Source organism: Chryseobacterium sp. GVT01B, assembly GCF_019970045.1.
In the GTDB taxonomy this organism is placed as follows: domain Bacteria; phylum Bacteroidota; class Bacteroidia; order Flavobacteriales; family Weeksellaceae; genus Chryseobacterium.
Genome location: NZ_JAHXYI010000003.1, coordinates 549,855 through 575,972, shown reverse-complemented (window position 1 = coordinate 575,972; position 26,118 = coordinate 549,855). Strand labels below are relative to the sequence as shown.

Sequence of the window (26,118 nt, the reverse complement as noted above, 5' to 3'; positions counted from 1 at the left end):
TTATGTTTCTTCTTATTTATTATTAAATACATACCTGTTCTGTAATAGTGACATTGTGCTGCTTGGCAGATACCAGAATTGATTTTGGATCTACTTCGATTAAAGATTTCCTTTGTGGAATATTATTCACCAGGATTTTAATATCATCAATGTAATCTACATAATGCAGCTGCTCCAGATAGTTAACCAATTGATTAACATTCAACTCTACATTAAAATCAATATTTTCAGAGTCTGTAAAAGCCCATGGCGATATGTATTTTTTAATATCTTCGTCCAGCTGTTTGATGTAGAATGTTTCGTCATACTGCTCAAAGAACCTGACCTTTGTTTCTACTTTTGCTTCTTTATAATTGGGATTAATCACCTGAGCGGTCACATGCATTGTATTTAATTCATTTACATAGTTTTGAATTTTATTCAAAGAGGCTCTGCTTACTCTGGGCTGATAGACGTCAAAAGCATTTTTATTTTTAATATTCGGAACCACCATCAGGGTTACATGACCAGGAGCCATATAGGACGTTTCAGAAGTATGATTTAAACATTTTACCTTAAAGACTTCCGGGAATTCCTGTAATACCAAATGTTCGTAATCCCATTGTGTAATAGCTCTGTGCTTGTGTCTTAATCGTTCACTCACACGTCTGTAAAACTCGGTATCTGTTTCTTTGTATTTCCCGTCAAACGAGTTATAAGGCTGGCTGACAGATTTTACCTGAGGAACTCTGGAGATCAGCTTAGCAATGGTTTTTGCCTCCAATCCGTTATTGAGATGAGACAGATCATTGTCCTGATTCTGGAATGTTGCTAAAACAGCCTGAGTATAAATTCCCTGGATTTTGCATACTGCATCGTAGCTTCTTTGTGATTTGGCTCTGATCCAGACTAATCCGTCGGTAAATCTTGTGTGGCTTTTGTCAACATCCTTAGGCACTTTGAACTTGATTATCCCTGATTCCAGGAATTTTCTGGTCTCGTTCTGCAGCATATAATCCGACAAACTCATCCATGAATTGTTTGAAAGGATATGCCATTCTATAAATTCTTTTTCCAGGAAAGTATCCACCAGAGGGTTTTCACTTCCTTCCAGCATTTGAATTAATAGTGAAACTGTGGTCTGAGGCATTGCTTCCAGACCGATGTACAGTTCACCTCCATTTTGGTGTACCGGTACAATGCTGTTGGTTTCGACTTCTTTTTCGTATTGACCGAATACGTCTTCGTGGTACAGCTGTACTTCTTTATTTTTTGAAGCTTCTCCTGCAGATTCTTTTTCCAGGTAAGAATATACATTCTCTTTTGCACTGTAATTCAACTCTATATCTTCCGCAAAAGGAATATATGGCTCATTGGGAATAAGTTTTTTAAAGGTCGGATTACTTGATAATGCCAATGTATACAGTTTAGGATATACATCCTGTAATGACGACTGGTTCAGTGTTACTCTGATCGTCTCACTTGTTCCTGCTTTATTACTTGCATTATTTACAGAAAACCGGATTTTATACGCATCTTTTTCTTTCGTGAATACATCAATATCATTAGCCTTCTCATACCAGATTTCTTTATCCAGCAAGGCAACATCTGCTTTAAAGTAAGCGTCAGAACCTACGATTGAAGAGCTTTTTAAGGCCTCAAAATCGGTTAAACTTATATTCTGATTTGGCTGAATAACATATCCGCTGTATAAATCTTTTACAGAATCCGGAGCATTCTTCCAGTTGATCGTAATGTCTGCATTCTGCCATTTTTTGGAAAACATTTCAGGACATCTGATATAAAAATTAGATCCTTTAACAGGTTGTGCGGTGAAAGGATAATAAGGCTTTTCTGAATTTAATGCCCCGTTGTCATTTTCTAGCTGAATAGATTTTACTCCTTTTACATCAACTGCTATTTCTATGTTCTTTATTAATTTTTCTGAAAGAGCTTCATACATATCGTAGTATTTTTCTCCTTCAATCATCAATCTTACCACAGGAAAGCTGGTTTGAAATGTTTCTGCCAGCACTTCTTTATTGTATTTTACAACGGCCGGGAACTCTTTTTGTAATGTAATAGAAAGTTCTAATCTTTCTTCTTCGTTTTTAATACATGTTAAATCAGCACCTGATAACCATTCTTTCTCCCCGCTGCAAAGCACTTTGATATTATTTTTAATCTCTGTTTTTGAAAGGCTCTGTAATTTCTGGGTTGAGTTCTTATTAAAATCGATCTTAAGAGTAATGGTACGTTCTCCTTCTTTTAAATCAAGTAATGAGGATGCTATGGAAAAACCCAGTTTGGCTTTTGGAAGTTCCTTATAAATCGATTTATTGGAAACGGTTTCATCAGAATTATATCCAAACGGCCACCAATAGTTGCTGTCTTCCGGTAATTTATCTCCCAAACCATCGGCAGAATTGGCCACCGAAGCCATTTTCAGCTCTCTCTTTTCAGCATCATTTAAGAAACTTTTGATCTCAACTACTTTTGCCTGATTGGCAATAATTTCATCACCTGTTTTGTAGATTCGTTTCTTTCCGTCAGTGTCTTTATTCCCATCCAGCAATGTACCGGCCGGAATTTTTTCCTGAATCGCTTTTTTGGCGAGTTCAAAGATCACATAGACTTTGTCTGATTTGGCATCATTTTTCTCAATTTGAAGAATTTCGTTATAATAGAAATCCAGGTGTCTTTTCGTCAGATTATTGAAAGCTTTTTTTGAGAAATCCAATAATTTTAAGAAGCAGACAAATAATGTCAGATGAGGGGTAAGGCTGCTATCCTGTTCAAACTGGGACATAAGATCTGTAACCTGTTTTTTCATACTTTTATACTCAACGCTTTCTCTACGTGGGATAGCGTTGGCATCATCACCTAGGAAGAAGTTTCCCCATTTTCCTTTTGGTGCCGTATTATCATCTTTGTCAAAATAGTTTACATGACTTGCAAAATTGTTTGCGAATAATAGCCAGTCAAACAAATCGAAATCGTGTAACTCAAGATTCCCAGGATCTAATTCTGCTAAAAAGCGCTGCATTTGTGATTTTCCTTCACGATAATGTGAAAATGTATCTGTTTTTTTCATTTGTTTATATTTATCTTTCTATGGTCAGATGCAATACTTATTGTAGTGTTTGGTAGTATTCAAAATGGCTACAGACATCCCGTAATTCATTATATTTCGGTAGCTTCTCCTTTGTAAAAAGGGAAAACCATATTGCTTCTTGTATTAGTATTTCTTACTTCGTAGTCAACCTGTATCAAAACTTCTCCCTGAAGCTCTTCCTGAGTATCAATTTCGATACTTAGAATATTGATTCTGGGTTCATGATATAAAATAGCACGCTCCACGATTCCTTTCATTTGGGTAATCAGCGTTAAGTCCAGAGGTTTAAAGAGCATATCCTGCAAGTCACACCCGTAATTTGGGAACATGACACGTTCGCCAGGGCGTGTTGACAATAAAATCTTAAGGCTGTTATTGATGTCTTCCACATCTGTGGTCATGGCCAGTTTTCCTTCAGTTTCGTTAAACTCAGGCGGAAAACTCCAGCCTGTTCCTAAAAAATCTGTATTTATTTTCATACGTTAATTTGTTATATTGAATGTTCACATCCTGCATCTGTAGCATAGAGTTTTGGTTATTCTAACCGTTTTTGTTATTGATGTTCTACATTTTTACTTTTAGTCGGAGCTTATCTATAGGGGAGCTTATGATTGTGTTAAAAGCCGCCTTCAATATTATCCGCCTATTAAAACAGTAGCTTCCCCTGCGGTTATCACCCCTCCATGAGCGGTAGAATCGCCCATTCTTGCGGCAGGTTTCCCACCTATCAAAACACTTGAAGATCCTGACGCAATGGTATCCGGTGGCCCGGTACATACTGCTTTGTCTCCCTGTCTTGCTGCAGGCATTCCGCCGATAAGCACTGTGGGTTCTCCTGCCGGCATTATAGGCCCTCCTACATGGGGAACATTTCCCGTTACCATAGGACAGGTATGCATATCTGTAATTCTTGCTGCCGGTTTCATGATTAATTAATTTTAACTTGAGATCCTTTTACTACTGTTACTGCTCCTGATTTAAGCTCTGAGCCGGAACTGCCTTCTGCTTTGAATTGAGCACTTGCTTTTACATTGATATTGGTTCCTTCCATATTAATGTCTCCTTTTGCTTTGATTTTAATGTCTTTTCCGCTTTCCATACTGATACCGTCTTTATTAAGGGTAAGAGTATTAGAATGCTCATCTTTTATTGTAATGACATCGGCATCTTCGTCTACAATCACTTTTTTACCTTTTGGTGTTTCCAGTGTGTACGAAATTTTGTCGTCATTAAAAATCATTTTCATTTCGCTTCGGGTAACAAATCCTTTTTCGTGATTATCATCTGAAGCTACAATAGGAGCTGGTTTTGCACTGCTGTTCAACATTCCAAGTACAACGGCATCATTAGGATCATCATTAATAAATCCGATGATCACCTCATCTCCGATTTCCGGTCTGAAGAATGATCCTCTGTTTTCACCGGCATCCAGGGTGGCAATACGTGCCCAGATTCCTTCTTCCTCGCTATTAATGATAGGAATCTGTACCAGAATTCTGTCTTCTCCGTCAGGATCAGATTCCAGTTGTGATACTACTCCTACATGCAATCCGCTTATGGCAGGCATAATTCCTGCGCCTGGCTTTTCGCTTACATCATAGGTTTCTGAGAACCATGTTGGAGAAAGTCCGAATTGAGCATCCACCAGCCAGTTTCCTTCGGCGATTTCATGACGGACACCGGTTACGTATATTTTCCCGTTGAATCGGTTTCCTACTCCCTCTAGTGTTAACGAAACTCCTGGTTTGGCATCCGGGATTCCCTGAAATTGTACTCTTCCTCTTGTTTTAGCCAGTTGCTGGAAAGTTGCTTTGGCATCACTCCATTCCTGCAGCTCACTTTGAGTAAGATTTCCACCATGTTTAAGCTGCAGGTCTTCAATTCCGAAGACATCTGCCAAATCACCTGATGAAAGGTTTCCATTGAGGTTAATCGCCGGATCTTTAGCTTCCACTTCTGTCAGTTCCTGATCGGTATAGCTCCATGTTTTGGCAGTAATTTTACTGAACTGGTCTCTGGCATCAATTTCTCCATCAAACTCGTGTACAGATGATCCATAAACCACTGTTTCTACAGTTTCACCACTAAAATCAGGTTTAGTAATTTTAATAGTTCCATCTTCAACGAAACAAAGTTTACCGTTTGCCTGCGCTCTTGTTAGCATAAAATCCCAATCAGAAGCCTGATACTGCACCAATTCCTTGTGTGAGTTTGAAGTAGCTTCCACATCGGCAGTAAGCCCGTTATTACTGATGAGTTCTTCCATGACATCACTGTCTGTACTTTCGTAGAAGTACTTACTTTTTCTTCCTAAGGTCATTTTTACAGCCTTATCTCTGCATTCTATGATGAGGTAAGAAGAACCGTTTCTGATTTTTATGTTGTGCTTTACCACAACTCCTTTAAAGATGGTTTCCTCTTCGGAATGGTATCCGGCGGTAATCTCAATTTCTTTTCCGGGAATTAACAGATCTTCATTACTGAGCTTGAAATCCTGCTCCGGTACGCTTCCGTCTAAAATAACAATGCGGGCATAAGGAATTCTGTTGACTTCTTTTTCCACGACAATGCTTTTCACCCCGTACTTCCCCGGCAGTTCTGTTCCTCCAGACATCACCTTATGGGTGACTAAATCTGGATTTTTTGCTGTTTGTATGTATCCGCTATTATTCATATTATGAAACTTTTTCTAATGGCGGAAAGAATAATTCCTGTCCTGGTTTTAGCTGTCTGAAATTAACAAGGTTATTCACTTTGGCTACCTCCAGATAGTATTTGGAGTCTCCGTAAATTCTTTCAGTCATTAATGGCAGTGTATCTCCTGCTTGTACTGTTCTTTTATGGGTAAGATCGGGAGAACTCTGTTTTTTTTCTGCTGCTTCTAACTTGGGACTTATTGATTCACTGAATTTTGCTTTTCCTATAGCTCTTAAAGGCTGTCCTTCATTGTCAAACAATTTATATTCTACAGTAAATTCTGCCAGTACTCCTTTAAATTCAAAGTCTCCCCAATTAAGAATAACGTTATAAGGTTTATGTATAGGACCTGAAACCTGGCCTGTAGCCTTATAAAAAGCATCAACCTGATCTTTTACAGATGTCTTTTTAAAAGCCTTACCTTTAATTTTATTGATAAGCTTAATACCGGAATTCGCTTCTGTGACTCCTGTCCCATCAAATAGAAATTCTAATTGCAAATCAGTTGAAGGCGACGCTACATATTTTAAATCGGTTTTAGCTGTTCCTGGTGCCTGACCGGGTTCAAGCTCCGTTTTATAGGTTACAGAATACCCTGTAGGATTAATAAAAGCTTTAAAAGCGCCATTCTGAATTCTTTTTTCATAATCAGAATCTTTGTATGTTCCGATAGTCAGTTTTTGAATTGCTCCTCTCATTATCTTTCTTTTTTACGTTGTTCTATCTTTGCTGCCTGCTCTACACTTTCACTGATTGCACGCATAAGCAGTGCCTCATCTACCGATGCGGCAGTCGTTGCAGCTGCTGCTTTTTCGTCCACATTTATTTTAATGTGAAGCTCTTTTATTTCTATTGGCATTTCGTTTGTTTTTTAATCGATCATTAATATTCAAAACACTAATAACCAATGATTTAACATGTTTATTTTTAAAAATCTAAGCACATGAAGGGTGTGTTCAGTCTCTGTTATAGACCAATCTGTTGTTTTTTATGAAAAAAGATTTGGGTAAAATTTATCTTTAAACTAACACACGTTCAGGTGCTTAGATTTGATTTAGAAATTACAAGCCTAAGCTTGCTAACGATGAGGGTATTGTGAAATATCTATATTTCAGTTCTATTGTTTCAATAGCAAGTTTGCTTTCTTCTGCGTTGAATTCTGATACTTCCCATCTTACTGGGTATGCTCCAACTACATTCCAAACCATTAAGGGTGCTGTAGACTGAATTCCTCCTGAAAGAGTAATGATCAGGTCTCTGGGTTCAAACTGGAAGTTTTCCATCGCATTTCTGCACCAGCTTATCAATCCGGAACTTACGATTAACCCACGCTTAAGAACCAGATTAGGATATTTGGGCCTCAAAGGAAGTTGGTGTGTAAACCTGTTTTCGCCTCCTTCGGCATATTCTTCAGTTCCAATTTCTGTTGATAAACCAGATATAGATTGAAATCTGGAGTCAATACCCTCTGTTGTTGAAATCCCGTTAACAATAAAAGAGAAACTGGTTGGAGGATATAAAACTGCCATGATTAGTTATTTTCAATAGTTAATCCTTCGTGTGCAATTTCAAGCGTTTCAATAGCCACCTCATTACCTTCAGCTTTCAGATCCGTTGACTGTAATTTAAGAGGGAATGCATTTTTCACTTTCCAGGTTACTGCAGGCGCTCCTGTTTCATCTAAAAGGGAGATCGTGATAGATCTGCGCTCTACTGTACTTAGCTGAATACTCTGGAACCAGTCGAAATATTCGTTATCTGTTTTGAAAGTTCCTCTTTTTAAAGTAATGTTACTGAAACTTTTCATTCCAGGCATTTTAATCTTACTAAAATCAGGGCTTGCACCGTGTCTGTACTCAATTAAAGCTGCTTCAACATTTAATCCGCTGACTTCCTGAAAACCTACTTTTGTTCCGCCCCAATCTACTTCAAAGGCAAACTTTACTAATGGATATGTACTCATAATGTATTTATTTTTAGTTGTTATTTAATTTAGCTTATGCTTCCTGTAATTTGTGTGAAAAACGTAGTACGATAAATTCAGCAGGACGTACTGCAGCCATTCCGACTTCAATAATCATTCTTCCTTCTAAGATATCCTGAGCCGACATTGTTTTGTGCAAACCAACGCTTACGTAATAAGCTTCTTCCGGCTTGCTCCCTGCTAATGCACCGTCTCTCCACTGCTGATCAAGGAAATTCTCGATCATGGCCTGTACACGAACCCATGTATTGGCAGTATTCGGTTCAAAAACGAAACGTTCTGTTGCTTTCTTCACAGATTCTTCTACCATGTTGAAGAAACGACGTACAGGTACATACCTCCATTCGTTACTGTTCCCGTCTAATGTTCTTGCGCCCCAAACTAATGTTCCTTTTCCTGTAAAAGTTCTGATCGCGTTGATTGATTTTCCTGCTACTGCATCTACGTTAAGACCATCCTGCACTTCATTGGAAATTTTTACAACAGGTGCCAGTACGTTGCTGATTGCTAAGTTAGCCGGTGCTTTCCATACTCCTGAAGTGCTGTCTACTTTGGCATAAATTCCGGCAATAGATGATGATGGAGTCAATACTACTCTTTTAGATTCAATCTCCTTTTTAGCTTGATTATACAGCGCGGAACTTTTTGATTTCAACCATGCTAAGTTGTTTTCATTTTGAGGCATTGTAACATCTACAAGCGCTCCCGCAGCATTTAATTCTTTATAGCTTTCGATTTTAACATCTTTATCGTCAAAGCTATAGCTTAACACTGTTTCTAATTTTGGATAATAGGCAGCTCCATATTTTAATCCTGCAGCATCTACTCCCGCTCTGAAAGCAGCAGCATCTGCAAAAACATCCATAATAACAAATCTGTCTTTCAAATCTTCTGCCTGATCCAAAGCTTTATTGTATAGTTTGTAAGCATCTGCTCCTAAAACTTCCGCATCCGGGAAAACAATAAGTGTTGGCTCATCTTCTTTTTCCAATGATTTTAACCCGAACCATAAACCGCCGGCAACTGTTTCTGTTCCTAAGGCAGGAGTCTTTTCATAGTTATCTACTGACACAATATAGCAAGGTCCGCCACCGTTAGCAAAATACATTTGCATAGCATAATGCATTTTATAAGGGCTTAGCTTGGTGTTGTCTACTTTTGCAGTTACAACAGTATCTTCAATCGTAACAGAGAACGCTGTTTTTTCATCTTTTGCTCCTCCGAAAATTGTTTCGTATTCCAACATAGAAGAGATTCTTGTCGGTTCATTTCTTGGTCCTTTATCTGTGTGTCCGATAAAAGCAGGAATAGCTGTTTCTACTTGCGCTACAGATGGTGGGAATTTCGCAATTTCTTCTACGTAAACTCCAGGTGTTTTGTAATTCATTTTTTGTAAATTTTAAAGTTAATGTTAGTTATTTTCAATAGTTAATCCTTCGTGTGCAATTTCTAAGGTTTCGATAGCCACCTCATTACCTTCAGCTTTCAGATCTGTTGACTGTAATTTAAGAGGGAATGCATTTTTCACTTTCCAGGTTACTGCAGGCGCTCCTGTTTCATCTAAAAGAGAGATGGTAATAGATCTGCGCTCCACTGTACTTAACTGAATGCTTTGGAACCAGTCGAAATATTCATTATCTGTTTTGAAAGTTCCTCTCTTTAAAGTGATGTTACTGAAACTTTTCATTCCAGGCATTTTAATCTTACTAAAATCAGGGCTTGCACCGTGTCTGTACTCAATTAAAGCTGCTTCAACATTTAATCCGCTGACTTCCTGAAAACCTACTTTTGTTCCGCCCCAATCTACTTCAAAGGCAAACTTTACTAATGGATATGTACTCATAATTTATTTTTAATTTTATTGTTATTTAATTGATTTTATGCTTCCTGTAATTTGTGTGAAAAATTAAGTACGATAAATTCAGCAGGACGTACTGCGGCCATACCGATCTCAATATTCATTCTTCCTTCTAAAATATCCTGAGCCGACATTGTTTTGTGCAAACCAACGCTTACGTAATAAGCTTCTTCCGGCTTGCTTCCTGCTAATGCACCGTCTCTCCACTGCTGGTCAAGATAATTTTCGATCATTGCCTGTACACGAGTCCATGTATTAGCAGTATTCGGTTCAAAAACGAAACGTTCTGTTGCTTTCTTCACAGATTCTTCTACCATATTGAAGAAACGACGTACAGATATATATCTCCATTCGTTACTGTTTCCGTCTAATGTTCTTGCACCCCAAACTAAGGTTCCTTTTCCTGCAAAAGTTCTGATCGCGTTGATTGATTTTCCTGCTACCGCATCTACATTAAGAAGCTCCTGTTCTTTATTGGAGATTTTTACTGCCGGTACATCTACCAGGCTAAGTCCCAAATTAGCTGGTGATTTCCATACTCCGGAAGTACTGTCTACTTTGGCATACACTCCTGCCATTGCTGATGATGGAGCTAGTACTACCTGTTGAGACTCAATTGCTGTTTTAGCCTGATTATATAATTCTGAATTTTTTAATTTCAATTCTGCTAAATTTTTAATACCAGCAGCGCCCATAACTAAAACATTAGCTTCATTAAAATCATAACTCAAAACCGTTTTTAATTTTGGATAATAAGCTGCTCCATAATTTAAGCCCTTAGCTTTTACTTCTTTTCTAAAAATAGTATCATTTCCAAGAACATCCATGATAACGAATCTGTCTTTCATAGATTCCGCCTGATTCAAAGCACTATTGTATGCAGAATAGGCCTCAGTAATAAAAGAATCTATGTTAGCATCAGAAACATTATCAGCATTTTCAGAAGCAAGACCAGAAATAATGTTAATAGTAGCAAGATCTTCATTATAAGCATCTGCAACAACTTTAGCAGCAGCTTTAACAGTAACAACAGTAGCATTGGCAATAGCAGCAGCAGCTTTAGCAGCGGCTACAACATCCTGAGCAGCCTTAACAGCAGCAACTTCGCTAAGATTTCCAGGATTGGTAACTTCATAATCAGCAGCTTTAGCGACCGCAGCAGCTACAGCAGCAGCTACACTAGCACCGTCAACAGCGTTTGAAACGGCTTTAGCAGCAGCTTCAGCAGCAACAGCTACATTTCTATTATCCATGGAAGCTTGAAAAGCATCGTCTGCCGCAATAACTTCAGCAGCAGTGGCAACCAAACCTTGAAGATCCGGGAAAACGATAAGAGTAGGTTCGTCTTCTTTTTTTAGTAATTCAAGACCATATAATAAAGTTCCGGCTTCTGTTGTAGAAGTTCCAACGGTTACCTGATCATTGTAACCTCCTACCGAAACAATATAGCAAGCCCCACCACCATTGGCAAAATACATCTGCATAGCATAATACATTTTAAAGTCGCTTATTTTAGGTTGTGTTGCTGTGACAGCACCATCTTTGAAAGCTACAGCGAAGATTTCCGGATTTGCTTTTCCAAAAAGTTGTTCATACTCCAACATCGAAGCAATTCTCGTTGGTTTATTTTTCGGTCCATCCGCTGTATATCCAATAAAAGCAGGGATAGCCGTTTCAACTTGCGCTACGGAAGGCGGAAATTTTCCTTGTTCCTCCACGTAAACTCCAGGGGTTTTGTAATTCATTTTTAAAAAATTTTACGTTAATATTAATTATTCCTCGAAGTAGAACTTCGGGTATTTATTCGTGATTGATTTATTGATTGTATGGTTTAGAATTGTTACAATTTGTGTGAGAACTTGAGTACAATAAACTCTGCAGGACGCACTAATGCTATTTTAAGATCAACATTCATAATAGTAGTGCCTTCTACTCCCTTAACTGTTACTTCGTAAGCTTCTTTCGGAGTACTGCCTGCCAATGCACCTTCCATCCATTGCTGATTAAGAAAGTTTTCCAACATTGTTTTTGCACGTAGCCATGTGTGGGGAATATTAGGCTCATTAATAAACCTGTCGAGTGCTTCTGTTATCGCTTGTCTGATCATATTATGATAGCGACGTACATGTACATACTTCCATTCATTATCTTTCCCTTCACTATTTTTATCTTTCCCTTCAAGAGTTCTGGCTCCCCAGATCAAAGTTCCTTTTCCTGTAAAAGTTCTGATTGCATTGATTGATTTCCCGAAAGGATCTATGTTTAAAGCAGCCTGTTCCTGATCGGAAATTTTTTCTGTCGGAACAAGCACATTGCTGATATTCACATTTGCCGGAGCTTTCCACACACCTCTTACACTGTCTACCCTACCGTATGCCCCTGCTATGGCTGATGATGGCGGTAAAACAACTTTTAACGACTGTATTTCTTTTTTTACCTGATTATATAATGCAGAATTAGAGAATTCCAAATTTTTAAGCGTAATTCCGTCTGCATCTCCTTTTTCATCTTTTACTTCGAGAATTGCAGTTTTTAATGCAGTAAACTCTCCAGTGAAATCAGGTGCATTTTCATCCGAATCATCAGGGATCATAAAATCATCTATTGTTCCGTCATAAATGACTTCCAACACAATCTTTGCTTCAGAAACGGCAACTGTTAAAGCATTCTTTTTGTCACCTGCATCAGCATTGTCATTCACTTCTTCTGCTATCGCAATAGCCTGATCTAATAAATCAGCAAGGACGTAAGCATCGGCAGATCCGGTTGAGATTTCAGCACTTGCCAGACTTTTTAATTCATCTAAAGCAGCGGTCTCACCTGCATAAAAAAGAGTACTGTCTTGTCCAGGCTTTTGTAAACCAGTATGTATTATAGGAGTTTGAGTTTCATCAAAAGTATAATTCAAAATAGTTTTTAAGTGAGGGAAGTAAGCTGCTCCATGATTGGTTGTGCTTATATTATTTCTAAAAGCTTCAATAGTGGTAAGATTGTTTGATTTGGTGACAGAATTACCGTAGTAAGTGTCCAGTATAACAAATCTGTTTTTCGTCTCATCTTTTGCTTTATCAATGGCCTGATTATAAATGTTATAAAACTCAGATTCATTGGTTAGCGAAATAGCATCAGGGAAAATAATAAGAATCGGTTCTGTAATATTTTTATGATCAATTTTATTGAGTCCTGCTTCCAATGAGGATAATTGTACTTCTGCTGAGGTATAATCCCCTACGGAGATGATATAACACGGTCCGCCGCCATTGGCAAAATACATTTGCAGTGAATAATACATTAAAAACTGTACCTGAGGTGCTATAATAGTTGCTCCCTGGCCTTCTACATCTTTTAGCTGGATATTTTCCTTTTTTGCTTTTCCGAAATATTGTTCATATTCTAAAAGAGAACTGATTCTGAAGGGCTCATTATACCCGGCAGGAAGTAGTTCAGTATACCCAATAAACGCTGGCATAGCTGTGTCTATGTAGGCAACTGAGTATGGAAGTTTTGTAATTTCTTCAACAGAAACACCTGGTGTTGCTGGATTTAACATGTTTAAAAATTTAAAGGGTTATTAGTTTTTAGTTTTTGCTTTTATGATTAATCAACTTTAATACTTTGTATATTAACATCATTAATTAATGTAACAGGAACCACATCCTTAGCCGCAATTTTTATCACACTGATTTTATATAAAGCAGAAGGCATTATTTTTCCGCCTAATAATCCCCAGACGTAACTTAGCTGTTCAAACGGAATGGAGTGCAGTTCGATTCTGAAACTGAAGTTATTTTCCGGTTTAGTATCCACATATTCCAGAACATTTTTTGTCTGAAATACCTCAATAACTTTTGAAATACTCAGTAAAGATTTGCTGTATGTACTTCTGTTGGCAGCAATCATCACATATAAGTTTAAGTAAGCCGGAGTACTTTCTTTATCATATCGGACGGGATTGTTTTCTACCACAACCTGCTGATACCTTGATCTGTTTTTCAATGTCGATTCTTCCTCAATATTGAGCAGACTGATTACTACTTTGTTATTAATTCCTTCAGCGTTCTCATCCTGTTTTGCAATGTCATCAACAACAGCAATTTCGATTTCGCCAGGAACGTTAGGATCCCATAAACCATCCGGAGCATTTAGCTGATTTTTTAAAACTGTTAATACTTTATTAATCATAATTTCTGTTCTTAATTATTATGGTGCAAACATACAATCACGCCCCCTCAAAAGACAAATATTTTGAGGCCTCAATACAGTCTTTGCAGTAAATAGGATTTTCATTCTTATAGAAAAAAATCAAAAACAACACAGATATACAGTTGAAAACAAGCACATTAAAAACAATATTGAAAAATTAAATTTTAGTCCTTAGATTTCCCTTGTCGAATTATGACTTAATTTTCGCCTGCCAATTGAGTATCATTCTGTTTTTAAAAACTATCATATTTCAACATAAAATTGTCCATTCATTAAATGATCATTTTTAGTTATACCAGATTTTCTGAATTGTAAATAATCAAATACTAAAATTGATTGTCCAAAGTATCAGTCTCTAAAAAACAATATGCTTTTTGATTAGAAGTACCAAGTTTTTTTGTACCGGCAATTTCTAAAAACTGCAAACCTGCATCATCAGGAAATGATTTTTGTCTTTTACTGCAAAGACAGAATAGAGCGGCCTTATCATTCGCAAAATAGTATCTCTTCTTTCTAATTTTGACCCAATAATTTTAAAAACTTTAATCATATGAATATTAAAAATCTTTTCAGCAAGCGCAATGAAATCATTGAAGGCCATTTTAACGAACTACGCTCAAAACTGGGTGCAGCCAATCAAAATGAAGAAGCTATTTTCTCTTTAAGAGAAGAAATCTGTAATGCATGTCCTTTAAAAAACGGCAACAACTGCAACGCGATGAAATGGCTTAATCCAGATACACTGGAAGTGGTAGACGGTCCAAAAGATGGATTTATCAGAGGCTGCGGATGCAGATTGAGTGCTAAGCAGAGATCCAGATTTAGTCTTTGCCCTGCAGGTTTTTGGGGTGGAGAATTCGACCAAAAATAAAACATTTGACGATTCCCGATATTTTATAATATAAACTTATTTAATGTGATGCAAGATCATATCATTCAGAAAATTTTTGTTGAAATCACCGTAAACAACAAAGCAAAAGCATTGAGTATAAAAGATGATATTAATAGCTTTTTGTCTATTGATGTTTTTCCGGAAATTGAAAATCATATCAAAGCTTTAGAATATAAATTAGCCGGTCATACCCTGCAGATTCCTCGTTTAGAATTAAATGTGGATGTAAAAAGCAGTGCATTAAATATTGAGTTAAAAGATAAAATAGCTGAACTTTTTAAAGAAGAACTGGCAGAAATTACCAAGCCCCTTGAAACGTCCTCTCAGGAAACAGAAAATGATGCTAAAGTCTATCTGATAGATGATCAGGAAAAGATCATCAAGGCTTTCCTCCATTTTTTAGAAAAAGGAACTATGCCTTGGTGGAATTCACAGAGCAATAGCATGGCTTTTTTGGAATCAACGGTTTTTGACCGCATTATTTCGGCCGGAAGCTTTCAAAAAAGCATTTTGCCTGCTTTATCAAAAGAAAATGTCCGAAATCGAATAATCAATCAGCTTTCCGATGAACACATTGCACAGTTGTGTCTGGCGATTTTGAAAAACAAAGAGTTGAACATTAACCTGGAGACTGATACAATACGTTATCTGTCGAAACTGAATCATACAGATAGAATTGCAATATGGCGTTTGGTATTCAATGTAATATCGGAGTATTTGAATACATCTAATAACCATCTCAGGGAGTATCTTTTACAAGAAATTTCAACAAAAAAACAGATTAGCTTATCAACAACAAAAAGCAATCATCAAAACAGGAAAACACTAGTTAAGATATTCCCTTTTATTTCAGAAAATGAAATTTCAGAAAGTCTCAAAACGAATACAGCAGATCAACCTGAACATGTGAAAACTGTAATAGAATCCATCCAGGAAAGTGTAATCCAGGATGAGGGACAATATATTCAGAATGCAGGGCTTATTTTGATCCATCCATTTATCAGAACCCTGTTTGAACATTGTGAACTTATTGATCCCAAAACCCAGCAGCTCACAAATCCTGAATTATGTGCCCATCTATTGCATTATATCACTACCGGAAAAACAAATGCTCCTGAATACGACATGATTTTTGAAAAATTCCTGTGTAATATTCCGATGCATCAACCGATTAACAGGCATATTAAGCTTTCACGTAAGCATAAAACGCAGGCTAAAAATGTTATAGAAAGTGTACAGCATAACTGGGCTCCCATGAAAAAATCATCTGCCGCATTATTACAGAACGAGTTCTTCCAGCGGCCAGGGAAATTAGTTATTACTGACGCTGATTACACGCTTACTGTAGAACGAAAAACACAAGATATTCTTCTTGAAAAGCTCTCATGGGGAATTGGTCTCGTAAAGCTCCCGTGGCATAAAAAATTCATATTTGTAAACTGGTAATAACAGGTTACATTTTCTAATATTCTGAAACTTTCCAATCTCTAAAGTTGCTGATTTTACATGAGCAATACCCCGATTGCAACCCTATTAATTCAAAATAAGCTTATGAAATCTCCTATTAATCATGAAGAACCATCATTAATAAAAACAAAAATTAATGAAAAAGCAGAAATAGTCAATCCCTTGTTTCAAGCCAATACTGTAAATCATCATTCTTTAAATGAAGAAATGAAATGGTTACAATCCCTTATTGAAAAGCGATGCAAAGAATTATTTCTTGAAGATGAGACAGAATTAAATATTGGTTATGAAATACCTGAACCTCCAAAATCAGACGATCAATCTCCTTATTCGGTTACAGTAAACATCCATCAGCTTACCGTTGTAGACAGAATAATCTTAGCACTGGGGATTGCTTCGGCTCATTATCCGTCCGTCCTGAAAACATTTGTGCAGATAGAAGAAAGCAGTAATGCATTTGCTATTGAAGCGGGTGGTGAGTATGATAAAATTAGCCGCAGCTTTAAACCCACTTTTCAAACCGCACTTTTTTTGCTGGCAGGTAAAGATCTATCACTGTGGTCAGAATATGGTGCACAATTCATCAATGGCAGTGTCCTATTGAAAAATGACATTATTTACAACCGTTCTTCAACAGAATTTATTCATGGGAAGATTGAATTGGATACGGCTTATCTCAATTATTTTTTATCGGGTCAAAAGCCACAACTAGATCATGGTTCTTACTTTCCCGGCAGGCTTTACAAATCTGATCTCACCATGAACGATATTATTTTGGAAGATAATGTGAGGGAACAGATAAAACCCATTGGGCATTATATAAAAGCATTGGAAAACGGCTTTTTCAAAACCAGTGAACATAGCTTTAAACCAGGTTTCATTGCTTTATTCTATGGTACACCGGGAACGGGAAAAACAATGCTGGCCGGAATTCTTGCCAATGCATATGGGATTGATATGTATCACGTAGATCTTTCACAAGTGGTGAGCAAATATATTGGTGAAACTGAGAAAAATCTTGAAGTGCTATTCAACAGGCTGCAGGGTAAAAACTGTATGTTGTTTTTTGACGAAGCTGATGCTTTATTTGGAAAACGTTCTGATGTAAAAGATGCTCATGACCGCTACGCCAACCAGGAAGTTTCGTATTTATTGCAGCGAATTGAAAAATTTGACGGATTAACAATTCTTGCTTCCAATTTTGAAAACAATATGGATGATGCTTTCAAGCGCCGTATCGATGTCTCTGTCAATGTAATACGACCGACAGAAACTACAAGAAAAGCCCTTTGGGAGCATTATTTACCTCAAAATATAACTTTTGAAAGTGAGGAACTTTTACAACATTTAACTAAAGAGTACGCTTATACCGGTGCTAATATCCGAAACATTATGAAAAATGTAGCGATGGCATTACATGACCGTAATGAAATCTATATTACCTATTCATTAATAAGCACTTATCTAATGATAGAAAATGAAAAGGCTTTTGGAAAAAATCAATCCCGTCTCAGCCCATTTGTACCAAAATCAGAATAAACCCTTAGCACACTATAATGAACTTATCTAATAACCAATACCATGAGCAGACTTAAGAAAACATTTGCGCCCAGGGCCGGCAGGGCCGATAAGCAAAAAAACAATAATAAAGAGGATAAAGAAAAGTCTGAGCAAATCACCGATCAGGACAGCAAAATATCTCTCGCAAAAACAGAAGTTACCCAAATAACATACGTCCCTTTCAGAAGCAGAGCATTCAGTAAAGTAGAAAAAAGCGGATCTGTCATTCAATTGTTTAACAAAGGACAGCATGTAGCAGCACTTAATAATGCACTTGATAAATTAGGGCATACAGTATCCGGGAACAAAACCTATTTTGGTGATAAAACAAGGATTGCACTCATCAATTTCCAACAACAGAATGGGATTACAGGCTCTGGAATCTTTGATAAGGAAACTTTGTTGAAAATGAATGAGGTAACAAAAAATTCAGAAGAAAGGGAAACTATCAGAAAAGCCGCATTATCAAATAAAAAAACAGAATCCGACAAAAGAAATAAAGGAATATCTGAACCTGCATCTCGTTTAGAATCTAAGCTTGAAAGTCAAGAACTTTTTCAATCATTTTTCCAAACAGGCAAAGATCCTATAAAATTAAAAAAATGTAACCCTGAACATGCAGATGATTATTGCTTAATTGTCAGCTTCATTCCCACTACAAAAATCCCAAAAGGAAATACAATTGAAGGATACGCTATTTATTATCAGGCTGTATATGGTGGCAGTAAAGAGAATGCAATAAAAGTAGCCGAACACTGGGGTGAAGACGGTAGAATAAACTTTGCAGGAGAGATCAAAGCAGGAACACCAACAAATGTAAATGTACCTCTTGAGAAATATCTGGATAATCTTTTCTTTGAAGCACCAAAAAACGAAGCTGCCAGAGAAGCTTTAAAACTGAAATTATTAGGAATTGTAGACAATAATAAAGATAAAAAAGATGAAAAGGAAATTAACAGAGAAGAACTTAACAAATTTTTAACCAACGAATACAGTAAAATTACAGAGGATAGTGAATATATAGCACTAAAAAACAAACTAAAATCATTAAAAGCACCCGAACTATCTCCAAAAGGTAAAAAAGCAGCTGCGATTTTAGAGAAAACCCCTAAAAATAGCGAAGCACAAGACATATTAATTGAGGAGTTTGAAAAATTCGGAAAAGAAATGGCTCTTTATATGCTTCAAATTAACAGGAAATTAATTCTAACAGAGGCAGAGAGACATGGTATTTGGTTGCCATATGGAGAACATAAAAATAAATTACAGGAACTTAAAACCGGTATAGAAGCTTATAAAAAACAAATGGCTGCCATACAAGCTAGTCTGCCTAGTTTTAAAGAGCAGCAAAAGCTATATCAAGAAGCCTACGATGCTGTTGGCAGGGATCCTTATGCAACAGATATTCATGATCAAAAAATAAATAAAGCATCAGGAATTGAAAGAAAATACTCTGCCAGAAATGAAATCTACAGAGCTATTCCAATTTTATCAATAGGTGATGATTTTAACAATAAAGGACTGAAAGCCGAAAAGCAAGAATGGGCCCCTGATTGGGAAAATTTTGATTTCAAAACCGATGAACAAATTATAACTGCTTTAAAAAACAGTATTATAACACAGTTGGAAAAAATAAATGAAGCTGAAGAAAATATAATAGATGAGGATATAGATTTCATTTGGGATTTAGGAGAACTTATTCCTATTTCTATACAACAAGCGGGTATTTCCAGCAATAAAAATGCTGTAAAAATTATACAGGATAAAGTCCGGCAAGAAGCGAAATATGAACTTATAAAAAATATTATTCTTATAGCCGGAGGTATCATTCTTTCCATTGTATCCTTAGGGCAAGCTACTCCATTTTTATTAGCTATTTTAGCCAGCGGAGGTACTTTAGCGATTAGTACATATTATGTAAAACAGGAGATTCATGACTATAACTTAAACCAAAGTCTATATGATGCCTCAATACAAGTCGGACAGGTGCTGCAAGGTAACGATCCAAGTTTGGCTTGGCTGGTACTCGCCATTGCGGGTGCTGCGTTAGATGCAGGATCATTAGCAAAAATACTGAGATCAGCTAAACCTATTTCTGCAGCGGCCAAAGCATTTAATGATACCGACGATGCTACAAAAGCATTAGCCACTTTAGAAAGTGATCTACTTAAAATCGATGGTCTTGAAAGAAAAGTAAGGGAAAATATTATTAAACAGGCTAAAATACAAGCCCAACAGCAAAAAATACTGGCTGGCTTTGTAAAGGCAAAACAACTTACTTATGCAACAATACCAGGTTTGGCACAAACAGGCGAATTATTAGCCAGAGCAGTATTTGCTATTCGGAAAGGAATTGTTACATTTGATAGTTTTGTAGCCGAACTTAAGCTAACCAAGCTCATAAGTAATACAGGATTAACCCCTGAGCAATTGCTTGTGGTTAAAAATACCTTTGAAAAGGCAAAAACTTTAGCTAAAGATGACAAGCTGGTTATTGAACTTGAAAAAGCAATGGCAGATAATGACCTTGTAAAGGTGAAAAGTTTGCTAGAAGAAACTGAAAAAATTAAAGGTGAAAAACCGGTCAAAAATACTAATTTAGATGAATCAAAATCACCTAAAGAAAAGGAAACAAATTCCAGAGAGAGCAAGATTGAGGAAGAAGATATTTCTATTCCCTCTTCAATTAAGACAACAGAACAAATAATTACTGAAGCATCAGATAAGTTATCTCAAATAATACCTGGTCTCTCAAAAGATCAAGCAACATTTATCTTAAAACAGGCATTTTCTAGAAACTCTTCTGTTATATTTGGTGGTAGTAGAATAAGAGGTAATTATACTCTAACAAGTGATTTAGATGTTGGATTTGGTCAATTGACAAGCTCTCAAGCAGGAAAAATAATAAAATCAAATAATGCTATTTTTGATGCCGGAAAAATTGAAGGATGGTTAAAAATGGAAACGACTAAAATAATTCCAGGTAATGAAACAAAAAGTATTGAAAGAATTACAACTCCTGAAGATTTTTTTCAGAGATCTGGTGTCAGATCAGCAGAAGATGCAAAAGCAGGTGAAGCATATGGTCCATCAGGATCTATTACAGTTGAACCAGACGGAAATATTTTTAAAATAGATATAAATGGAAACCAAACAAATATTAAATTAAATTAAATTAAAGATAAATAAGATGCAAGTATACATTAATAATCAAGAAACGAATTCTCAACATTTATTCTATGATGAACATTACTATGAAAAATATATTGAAAACAAAGAAATATATCAATTTGATATAAATATTGAGCTAGATACTTTCAATAAAATAATGCAACCCAAGTATGAAGAATTGTTGAATGAATTAATAGAAGATGATAAACAAACCGGTGAAAACTATGCCTTAGAATTATTTGAAAATCTTACCGAATATCCTTCTTATGAAGATATTTTGAATGACACAAAAATTGGAATGAAAGAAAAAATGAGCTATCTGAATACTTTTTTTATATCACAAATTTTGAATGTGTATTTTAGTCAGAAAAGTAACTTTGATAATAAACGTTGGGTAATAAGGGAAGTTTTGTATCTAAATCAAAAAGAAAATAATGTTATAATCAAGGGTAATGCCCAAAAAATAGATTAATTATAGTAGTACAAACAAGTTATTCTATTGTTAATATTATCAATAAATTGTATCAAGGTTAGCTCAAAAATGAGCTAACGAGCTCTCCGAAGTCTCCCGACTTCGGAGAGCTTTATTTCAAACAAACCGCTAAACAGCCTGCAGAATATAAAAAATAAAAACACCAAAAAATATAAATTTACTTGAAAATGAATAAAAAAGATACAATAGAAAAGATTTTATATTATCACTTTGAAATAGAAAAGATCAATAATAAGGAACACTATTCACTACTAAGAGTGGTAATGTATAAAGACACAGGATTGCAGGGAGAAGAATACTATAATGGAGAATGGCATAGTGAAAAAGCGGCATTAAGTTATTATCCGGATCCAACACCGGGAGAATTTGTAGATGAAATCAGAGCAAAAGAGATCATGAAAATAATAGATAAAGAAGTAAGATGAATTATAAAGACCAGCTGTATAATGCTAGAAAATTTGCAATAGAAAAACACAATGGTCAGCACTATGGAATATACCCATATGAAATTCATTTAGGCAATGTAGTAAGTATATTAATGAGATTTTCTATTCTTCCTACAAATCAAGAAAACACTGATATCCTGATAAGCGCATGGCTTCATGATATACTGGAAGATACTACAGTTTCAATAGAAGAATTAGAGAAAAAATTTGGAAAGAAAATTACTGAAATTGTGTTTTCTTTAACCGATGGAGAGGGGAAAAATAGAGAAGAAAGAAAAAACAGCATGTATAACAAACTGATTCACAATCAAGCTGGTATCATTGTAAAATTAGCTGACAGAATAGCTAATGTAGAGTTTTGTTTGATACAAAATAATAAGAATTTATATGAAATGTATCAAAAAGAACAACCAAAATTTCAACAAATAATATCATCTAAAATGAACACAGAATTAGCAAATTCTCTATTAATTTACTTAAAAACATTACTGTAAAAAATCTCTATCCGAAATTGAATGCCTGATATATTTTTTTGTAACTGCTGCTAGTCAAAGCCACCATACTTAGCTAAGAGATATTATAAAGAGTTAAAAGCAAAGCATAAAATTTATATTGGGTTAAGGAATCAGAGCAGAAATAATCTGCTCTGATTCTTATCTGATCAATAACTATTTATTTTCAGAAGCAGTTATGAGTTATCTGAAAAGAGCATATCTTTTTCAGTCACTACTTTTGCTTTCTTATCATTCACATAAACAGGAATACCACCTACCCAGGTTTCCAATACCGGAATATCCCGCATTTTCATATATTGCAATGAAGGTGTATTTAGGGAAAGAGGGTTCTGTTCCAATATAACAAAATCAGCAAAGTACCCATTATCCAGCGATCCTACCCATTTGTCTGCGTAGCATTGCCATGCAGCATCATAAGTAACGGCAATCAGGGCCTGTTCGGGAGTAAGACGTTCAGCACCGTTTAAAACTTCAATATCCTTTGGATTCTTTTCCATGATTCTGGTAATCGATTGTTCCATCATTCTCAAAGGACCTAACGGGCTCACCTCATTATCACTGTGAAGGGTAATTCTCATTCCTGCAGCAAGCGTTGAGCCACAAAGATCAAGCATTTGTGCCTTTTCACCGAATATCACTTCCTTAAAAGCATATCCCCAATACCCTACGTGTCCGATAAGAAAACTTGGTGAAACTCCCATTTGAAGCATATTCGTAATCTGATCTGCTGTCAGAAGAGAGCAATGTTCTATACGGTTACGAAGTTCAGGACCTTTATATTGAGCCAGAGTACGCTGATACGCATTGATAGCAAATGTTACCGCCTGATCCCCATTGGCATGAACCATCAACGGCCAGCCTTTTACCGCTACCACAGAATTGATCAGTGTATTATAACTTGGCGGAATTGTATGGGCAGGAATCCCTGTCTGCGGAAAATTAAATACCCCTGTATTATCTGCAGGATTGCACAGGTATGGAGCACTCTGATATCCGGTTAATCCCTGGTTTGAACCATCCGAAACCACTTTAATATGTCCATAATATACAGGTTTATAGTGTTCCGGTTCTTTATAATGATCCAGTTTATCTACATCTTCCTGATTGGAGCAAAGATGTGCCCCACCCGTTCTTACCACTTCAGGATGAGTCTCAAAGTATTTGGTTAAAAGTGTTACCGAGCCCTTATTCAGCCCGGCATCATACATAAAAGTAACTCCTCTTGAATTGGCCGTGTGAAAAAGTTCCGTAAGATAACGGTTGATCTCTATGCTCATCGCAATGATCTGCAGTTTTATAGTCTTCAATGCCGGGGTCATCTGCAAACCTTCCTGCAGCTGGCCTTTCGTTTCACTGATATACCTGTCAACAGTTTTATACTCGCTCTTTATATCCGGATTATGATCAAATACATACTCTAATGCTTTAGTATTCAGATAAAGGGTATGCATAGAGGCACTCAACAGCATCATAGGAGTATCATGATTAATAGTATCAAGGATGACATTATCAATCGTTATCAATTCTTTTTTCCCATCAGTTTCCTTAAAAGGCATTAATGACGGATCCAATCCTCTTCCTAAAATAACCGCTCCCGGAATTTTAGGAATATGTCCGTTGATGATAGCCCCAACAGAAGTCAAATCATATATCGCTTTTAAATTCTGTCCGTCAAAAGGGCTCAAATCCAGCCAGCCGGTCATCATTGCCGTAGGAATCATATGAACATGGGGCTCAATCAGTCCGGGAAGTAAGGTTTGAGTACCGGTTAATTCTTTTCTTTGAAATCCTGAATGCTTTTCATTCATATAAGATTCTACCTGAGCTGCTGTACCTGTTACAACGACCTTTCCATCTGCAAATCCAATGGCTTCAATGGTACCGGTGGATCCACCAATCATTGGCAGAATAGTACCTCCGCTTACCATCAGTGTTTGTGGTTTTTCGTGGGTCGCTTTTCCGGAACCGGGATTGATCTTCGTCAGATTTTCTGCACTGAAAAGTTCTTCTTTAAGAACATCTAAAACGGGATTGTGGCAAGAGCAATGGGTGCAGCCATGTGTGTGATTGTGTTGTTTTTCCATGAGAATAATTTGGTTTTAAGTGTATGGTTAAAGTTTAATTCTATCCGTATCTATTTTTAATAATACATTGTCTTTAATGCATAGAAAGACGATCTTACAGTGGATAAGATTTATTATATTATTAAAACAAAACATGGGTATTTTTAATATATTATATTTAAATAAATATTTATAAGTGAATAATTTTCATTTATTTACATATATTAGTTTATTTTATAAAAATAATCAAAATATTCTTTCAACACACTTTTTTCACTCAATATTGATTATTTTTTTCTGTCTAAAATTTTAATTTACAGCACATTTTCATTTAACTCACACTTACTGTATGTATTTTTTAACACTTCATGATCTACTGCAACTCACAATTCTCGTGCTCTACACCATTAAACAAATAACAAGATGATCCAAATACAATAAAGCGCCAATTCGTGAAAATTGACGCTTATTTTTAATATTATTAATTCCGGTTACCATTTCATGGCTTTCCGCATTATTCCTTCAAAGCTTTTTTCAATCGTTCCAGTCCTTCGGTCAGGAGCTGTCTTGGACAACCGATATTGATTCTCATAAAACCTTCCCCATTTTGCCCGTACATCGTCCCCGAATTAAGCCAGACTTTACCATCCATTAAAAGAATTTTCGACAATTCATCAGAAGTTTTACCGAATACACGGCAATCCAGCCAGACCAGATAAGTTGCTTCCAAAGGGACAACATAGATTTCAGGCAGATGTTCGCTGCAAAAACTCTTCAGAAATATGAAATTCTGATACAGATAGTCTTTCAGTTCACCCATCCATTCATGTCCTTTTGTGTAGGCTGCAATCAAAGCTTCCATAGCAATTGGATTAGGATAGCTGTTTTCCTGAAGTTCCAGCATTTTCCGGGTCCGCTCCAATATATTTTTGTTCCGGGAGATCAGATACGATATCGGCAGCCCTGAAAAATTAAAAGTCTTACACGGCGAACCACACGTGACCGACTGAAGTTCATAATCCTGAGCTATTGAAACAAAAGGAATATGCTGACGGTTATTAAAAATCAAATCAGAATGAATTTCATCAGAAACCACCATCACGTTATTCCGTGAACAAATGTCAGCTACTTTCTCTAGATCTTCTCTTGTCCAGACTTTCCCCACCGGATTATGCGGATTACAGAACAACAGAAGTTTAGTTTTCGGATCAGAAGCTTTCTTTTCAAGATCATCAAAATCGATGGTGTAATTTCCTGCTTCATATTTCAGATCATTACAAACAACATGGCAGCCGTAATTTTCTAAAATGGTAAAAAAATGATTGTAAACAGGAGTCTGCAAAATAATATTTTCATCAGGCTTCACAAAAGTACGAATGATCGCCGAAAGTGACGGAAGAACACCTGTTGCAGGCAAAAGCCACTCTTTTTCTATCGTAAAATGATGATTTGTTTCCCACCAATCAATGACAGACTGATGAAAATTCTCAGGAATAGTTCCATATCCGAAAACACCATGAGAAACCTTTTCAGAGATAGCCTGAATGACTTCCGGAGCGGTTTTAAAATCCATATCAGCAACCCACATAGGTAAGATATCTGCCTTTGCCCAGTCCCATTTTACAGAATGACTTCCTCTTCTTTCTATGATTTCGTCTAAATTGTACTTCATGTT

Annotated in this window: 22 protein-coding genes; 7 read left to right on the top strand and 15 right to left on the bottom strand. The window is 36.4% G+C overall.

The annotated features are described in order from the left end of the window. Positions 1–22 precede the first annotated feature (22 nt). From LC457_RS09295 to LC457_RS09235, 13 genes are all read right to left on the bottom strand, one after another. Positions 23–3,073: a baseplate J/gp47 family protein gene (locus tag LC457_RS09295; protein ID WP_223599588.1), complete on the bottom strand. Its 3,051-nt coding sequence runs from the start codon at positions 3,071–3,073 to the stop codon at positions 23–25. An 89-nt stretch (positions 3,074–3,162) separates the two neighbouring features. Then, the gene (locus LC457_RS09290) at positions 3,163–3,573 is read right to left on the bottom strand and encodes a GPW/gp25 family protein (RefSeq protein ID WP_047421513.1); all 411 of its coding nucleotides are present in this window, start codon (positions 3,571–3,573) and stop codon (positions 3,163–3,165) included. A gap of 156 nt (positions 3,574–3,729) precedes the next feature. Beyond that, positions 3,730–4,020, bottom strand: a complete 291-nt coding sequence (locus LC457_RS09285; protein ID WP_047421512.1) for a PAAR domain-containing protein — start codon at positions 4,018–4,020, stop codon at positions 3,730–3,732. A 2-nt stretch (positions 4,021–4,022) separates the two neighbouring features. Next, positions 4,023–5,768, bottom strand: a complete 1,746-nt coding sequence (gene vgrG / locus LC457_RS09280) for a type VI secretion system tip protein VgrG (protein WP_223599587.1) — start codon at positions 5,766–5,768, stop codon at positions 4,023–4,025. 1 nt (position 5,769) lies between these two features. After that, positions 5,770–6,489, bottom strand: a complete 720-nt coding sequence (locus LC457_RS09275; RefSeq protein ID WP_223599586.1) for a LysM peptidoglycan-binding domain-containing protein — start codon at positions 6,487–6,489, stop codon at positions 5,770–5,772. Beyond that, entirely contained in the window at positions 6,489–6,650 is a 162-nt protein-coding gene (locus LC457_RS09270) for a DUF5908 family protein (RefSeq protein ID WP_223599585.1), read from the bottom strand. The genes LC457_RS09275 and LC457_RS09270 overlap by 1 nt, the downstream gene beginning before the upstream one ends. A 202-nt stretch (positions 6,651–6,852) precedes the next feature. Continuing rightward, on the bottom strand, positions 6,853–7,320 hold the full coding sequence (locus tag LC457_RS09265) for a phage tail protein (protein ID WP_047388278.1): 468 nt from the start codon (positions 7,318–7,320) through the stop codon (positions 6,853–6,855). A gap of 2 nt (positions 7,321–7,322) precedes the next feature. Then, a complete protein-coding gene (locus tag LC457_RS09260) occupies positions 7,323–7,754 on the bottom strand; it encodes a phage tail protein (protein ID WP_047378138.1) in 432 nt (143 codons plus the stop codon). A 34-nt stretch (positions 7,755–7,788) separates the two neighbouring features. After that, complete coding sequence (locus LC457_RS09255) at positions 7,789–9,162, bottom strand: phage tail sheath C-terminal domain-containing protein (RefSeq protein WP_223599584.1); 1,374 nt, start codon at positions 9,160–9,162, stop codon at positions 7,789–7,791. Positions 9,163–9,186: 24 nt separating this feature from the next. After that, a complete protein-coding gene (locus LC457_RS09250; RefSeq protein WP_047378138.1) occupies positions 9,187–9,618 on the bottom strand; it encodes a phage tail protein in 432 nt (143 codons plus the stop codon). Between the two features lie 35 nt (positions 9,619–9,653). Next, complete coding sequence (locus LC457_RS09245) at positions 9,654–11,378, bottom strand: phage tail sheath C-terminal domain-containing protein (protein WP_223599583.1); 1,725 nt, start codon at positions 11,376–11,378, stop codon at positions 9,654–9,656. Positions 11,379–11,473: 95 nt separating this feature from the next. Next, the gene (locus tag LC457_RS09240; protein WP_223599582.1) at positions 11,474–13,183 is read right to left on the bottom strand and encodes a phage tail sheath C-terminal domain-containing protein; all 1,710 of its coding nucleotides are present in this window, start codon (positions 13,181–13,183) and stop codon (positions 11,474–11,476) included. A gap of 47 nt (positions 13,184–13,230) precedes the next feature. Then, positions 13,231–13,815 carry a DUF4255 domain-containing protein gene (locus tag LC457_RS09235; protein ID WP_223599581.1) on the bottom strand — a complete coding sequence of 195 codons (585 nt, stop codon included), beginning with the start codon at positions 13,813–13,815 and terminating at the stop codon, positions 13,231–13,233. Positions 13,816–14,386: 571 nt separating this feature from the next. On the opposite strand from LC457_RS09235, the gene LC457_RS09230 reads away from it, so the two are divergent. The 7 genes from LC457_RS09230 to LC457_RS09200 all read left to right on the top strand — a co-directional run bounded on the left by LC457_RS09230 (position 14,387) and on the right by LC457_RS09200 (position 22,359). Beyond that, on the top strand, positions 14,387–14,707 hold the full coding sequence (locus tag LC457_RS09230) for a hypothetical protein (protein WP_047421505.1): 321 nt from the start codon (positions 14,387–14,389) through the stop codon (positions 14,705–14,707). A 48-nt stretch (positions 14,708–14,755) separates the two neighbouring features. Next, a complete protein-coding gene (locus LC457_RS09225) occupies positions 14,756–16,174 on the top strand; it encodes a contractile injection system tape measure protein (RefSeq protein WP_223599580.1) in 1,419 nt (472 codons plus the stop codon). A gap of 105 nt (positions 16,175–16,279) precedes the next feature. Beyond that, entirely contained in the window at positions 16,280–17,734 is a 1,455-nt protein-coding gene (locus LC457_RS09220) for an ATP-binding protein (protein ID WP_223599579.1), read from the top strand. Between the two features lie 42 nt (positions 17,735–17,776). Further along, positions 17,777–20,929, top strand: a complete 3,153-nt coding sequence (locus LC457_RS09215) for a peptidoglycan-binding protein (protein ID WP_223599578.1) — start codon at positions 17,777–17,779, stop codon at positions 20,927–20,929. Positions 20,930–20,945: 16 nt separating this feature from the next. Further along, on the top strand, positions 20,946–21,398 hold the full coding sequence (locus tag LC457_RS09210) for a hypothetical protein (protein ID WP_223599577.1): 453 nt from the start codon (positions 20,946–20,948) through the stop codon (positions 21,396–21,398). 188 nt (positions 21,399–21,586) lie between these two features. Then, a complete protein-coding gene (locus LC457_RS09205; RefSeq protein WP_223599576.1) occupies positions 21,587–21,844 on the top strand; it encodes a hypothetical protein in 258 nt (85 codons plus the stop codon). Next, positions 21,841–22,359, top strand: a complete 519-nt coding sequence (locus LC457_RS09200; RefSeq protein WP_047378147.1) for an HD domain-containing protein — start codon at positions 21,841–21,843, stop codon at positions 22,357–22,359. Before LC457_RS09205 ends, LC457_RS09200 begins: the two co-directional genes overlap by 4 nt. 194 nt (positions 22,360–22,553) lie before the next feature. On the opposite strand, the gene LC457_RS09195 is transcribed toward LC457_RS09200, so the two are convergent. Then, the gene (locus tag LC457_RS09195) at positions 22,554–24,464 is read right to left on the bottom strand and encodes an amidohydrolase (protein ID WP_223599575.1); all 1,911 of its coding nucleotides are present in this window, start codon (positions 24,462–24,464) and stop codon (positions 22,554–22,556) included. Between the two features lie 493 nt (positions 24,465–24,957). Next, a complete protein-coding gene (locus LC457_RS09190) occupies positions 24,958–26,115 on the bottom strand; it encodes a MalY/PatB family protein (RefSeq protein ID WP_223599574.1) in 1,158 nt (385 codons plus the stop codon). Positions 26,116–26,118 lie beyond the last annotated feature (3 nt).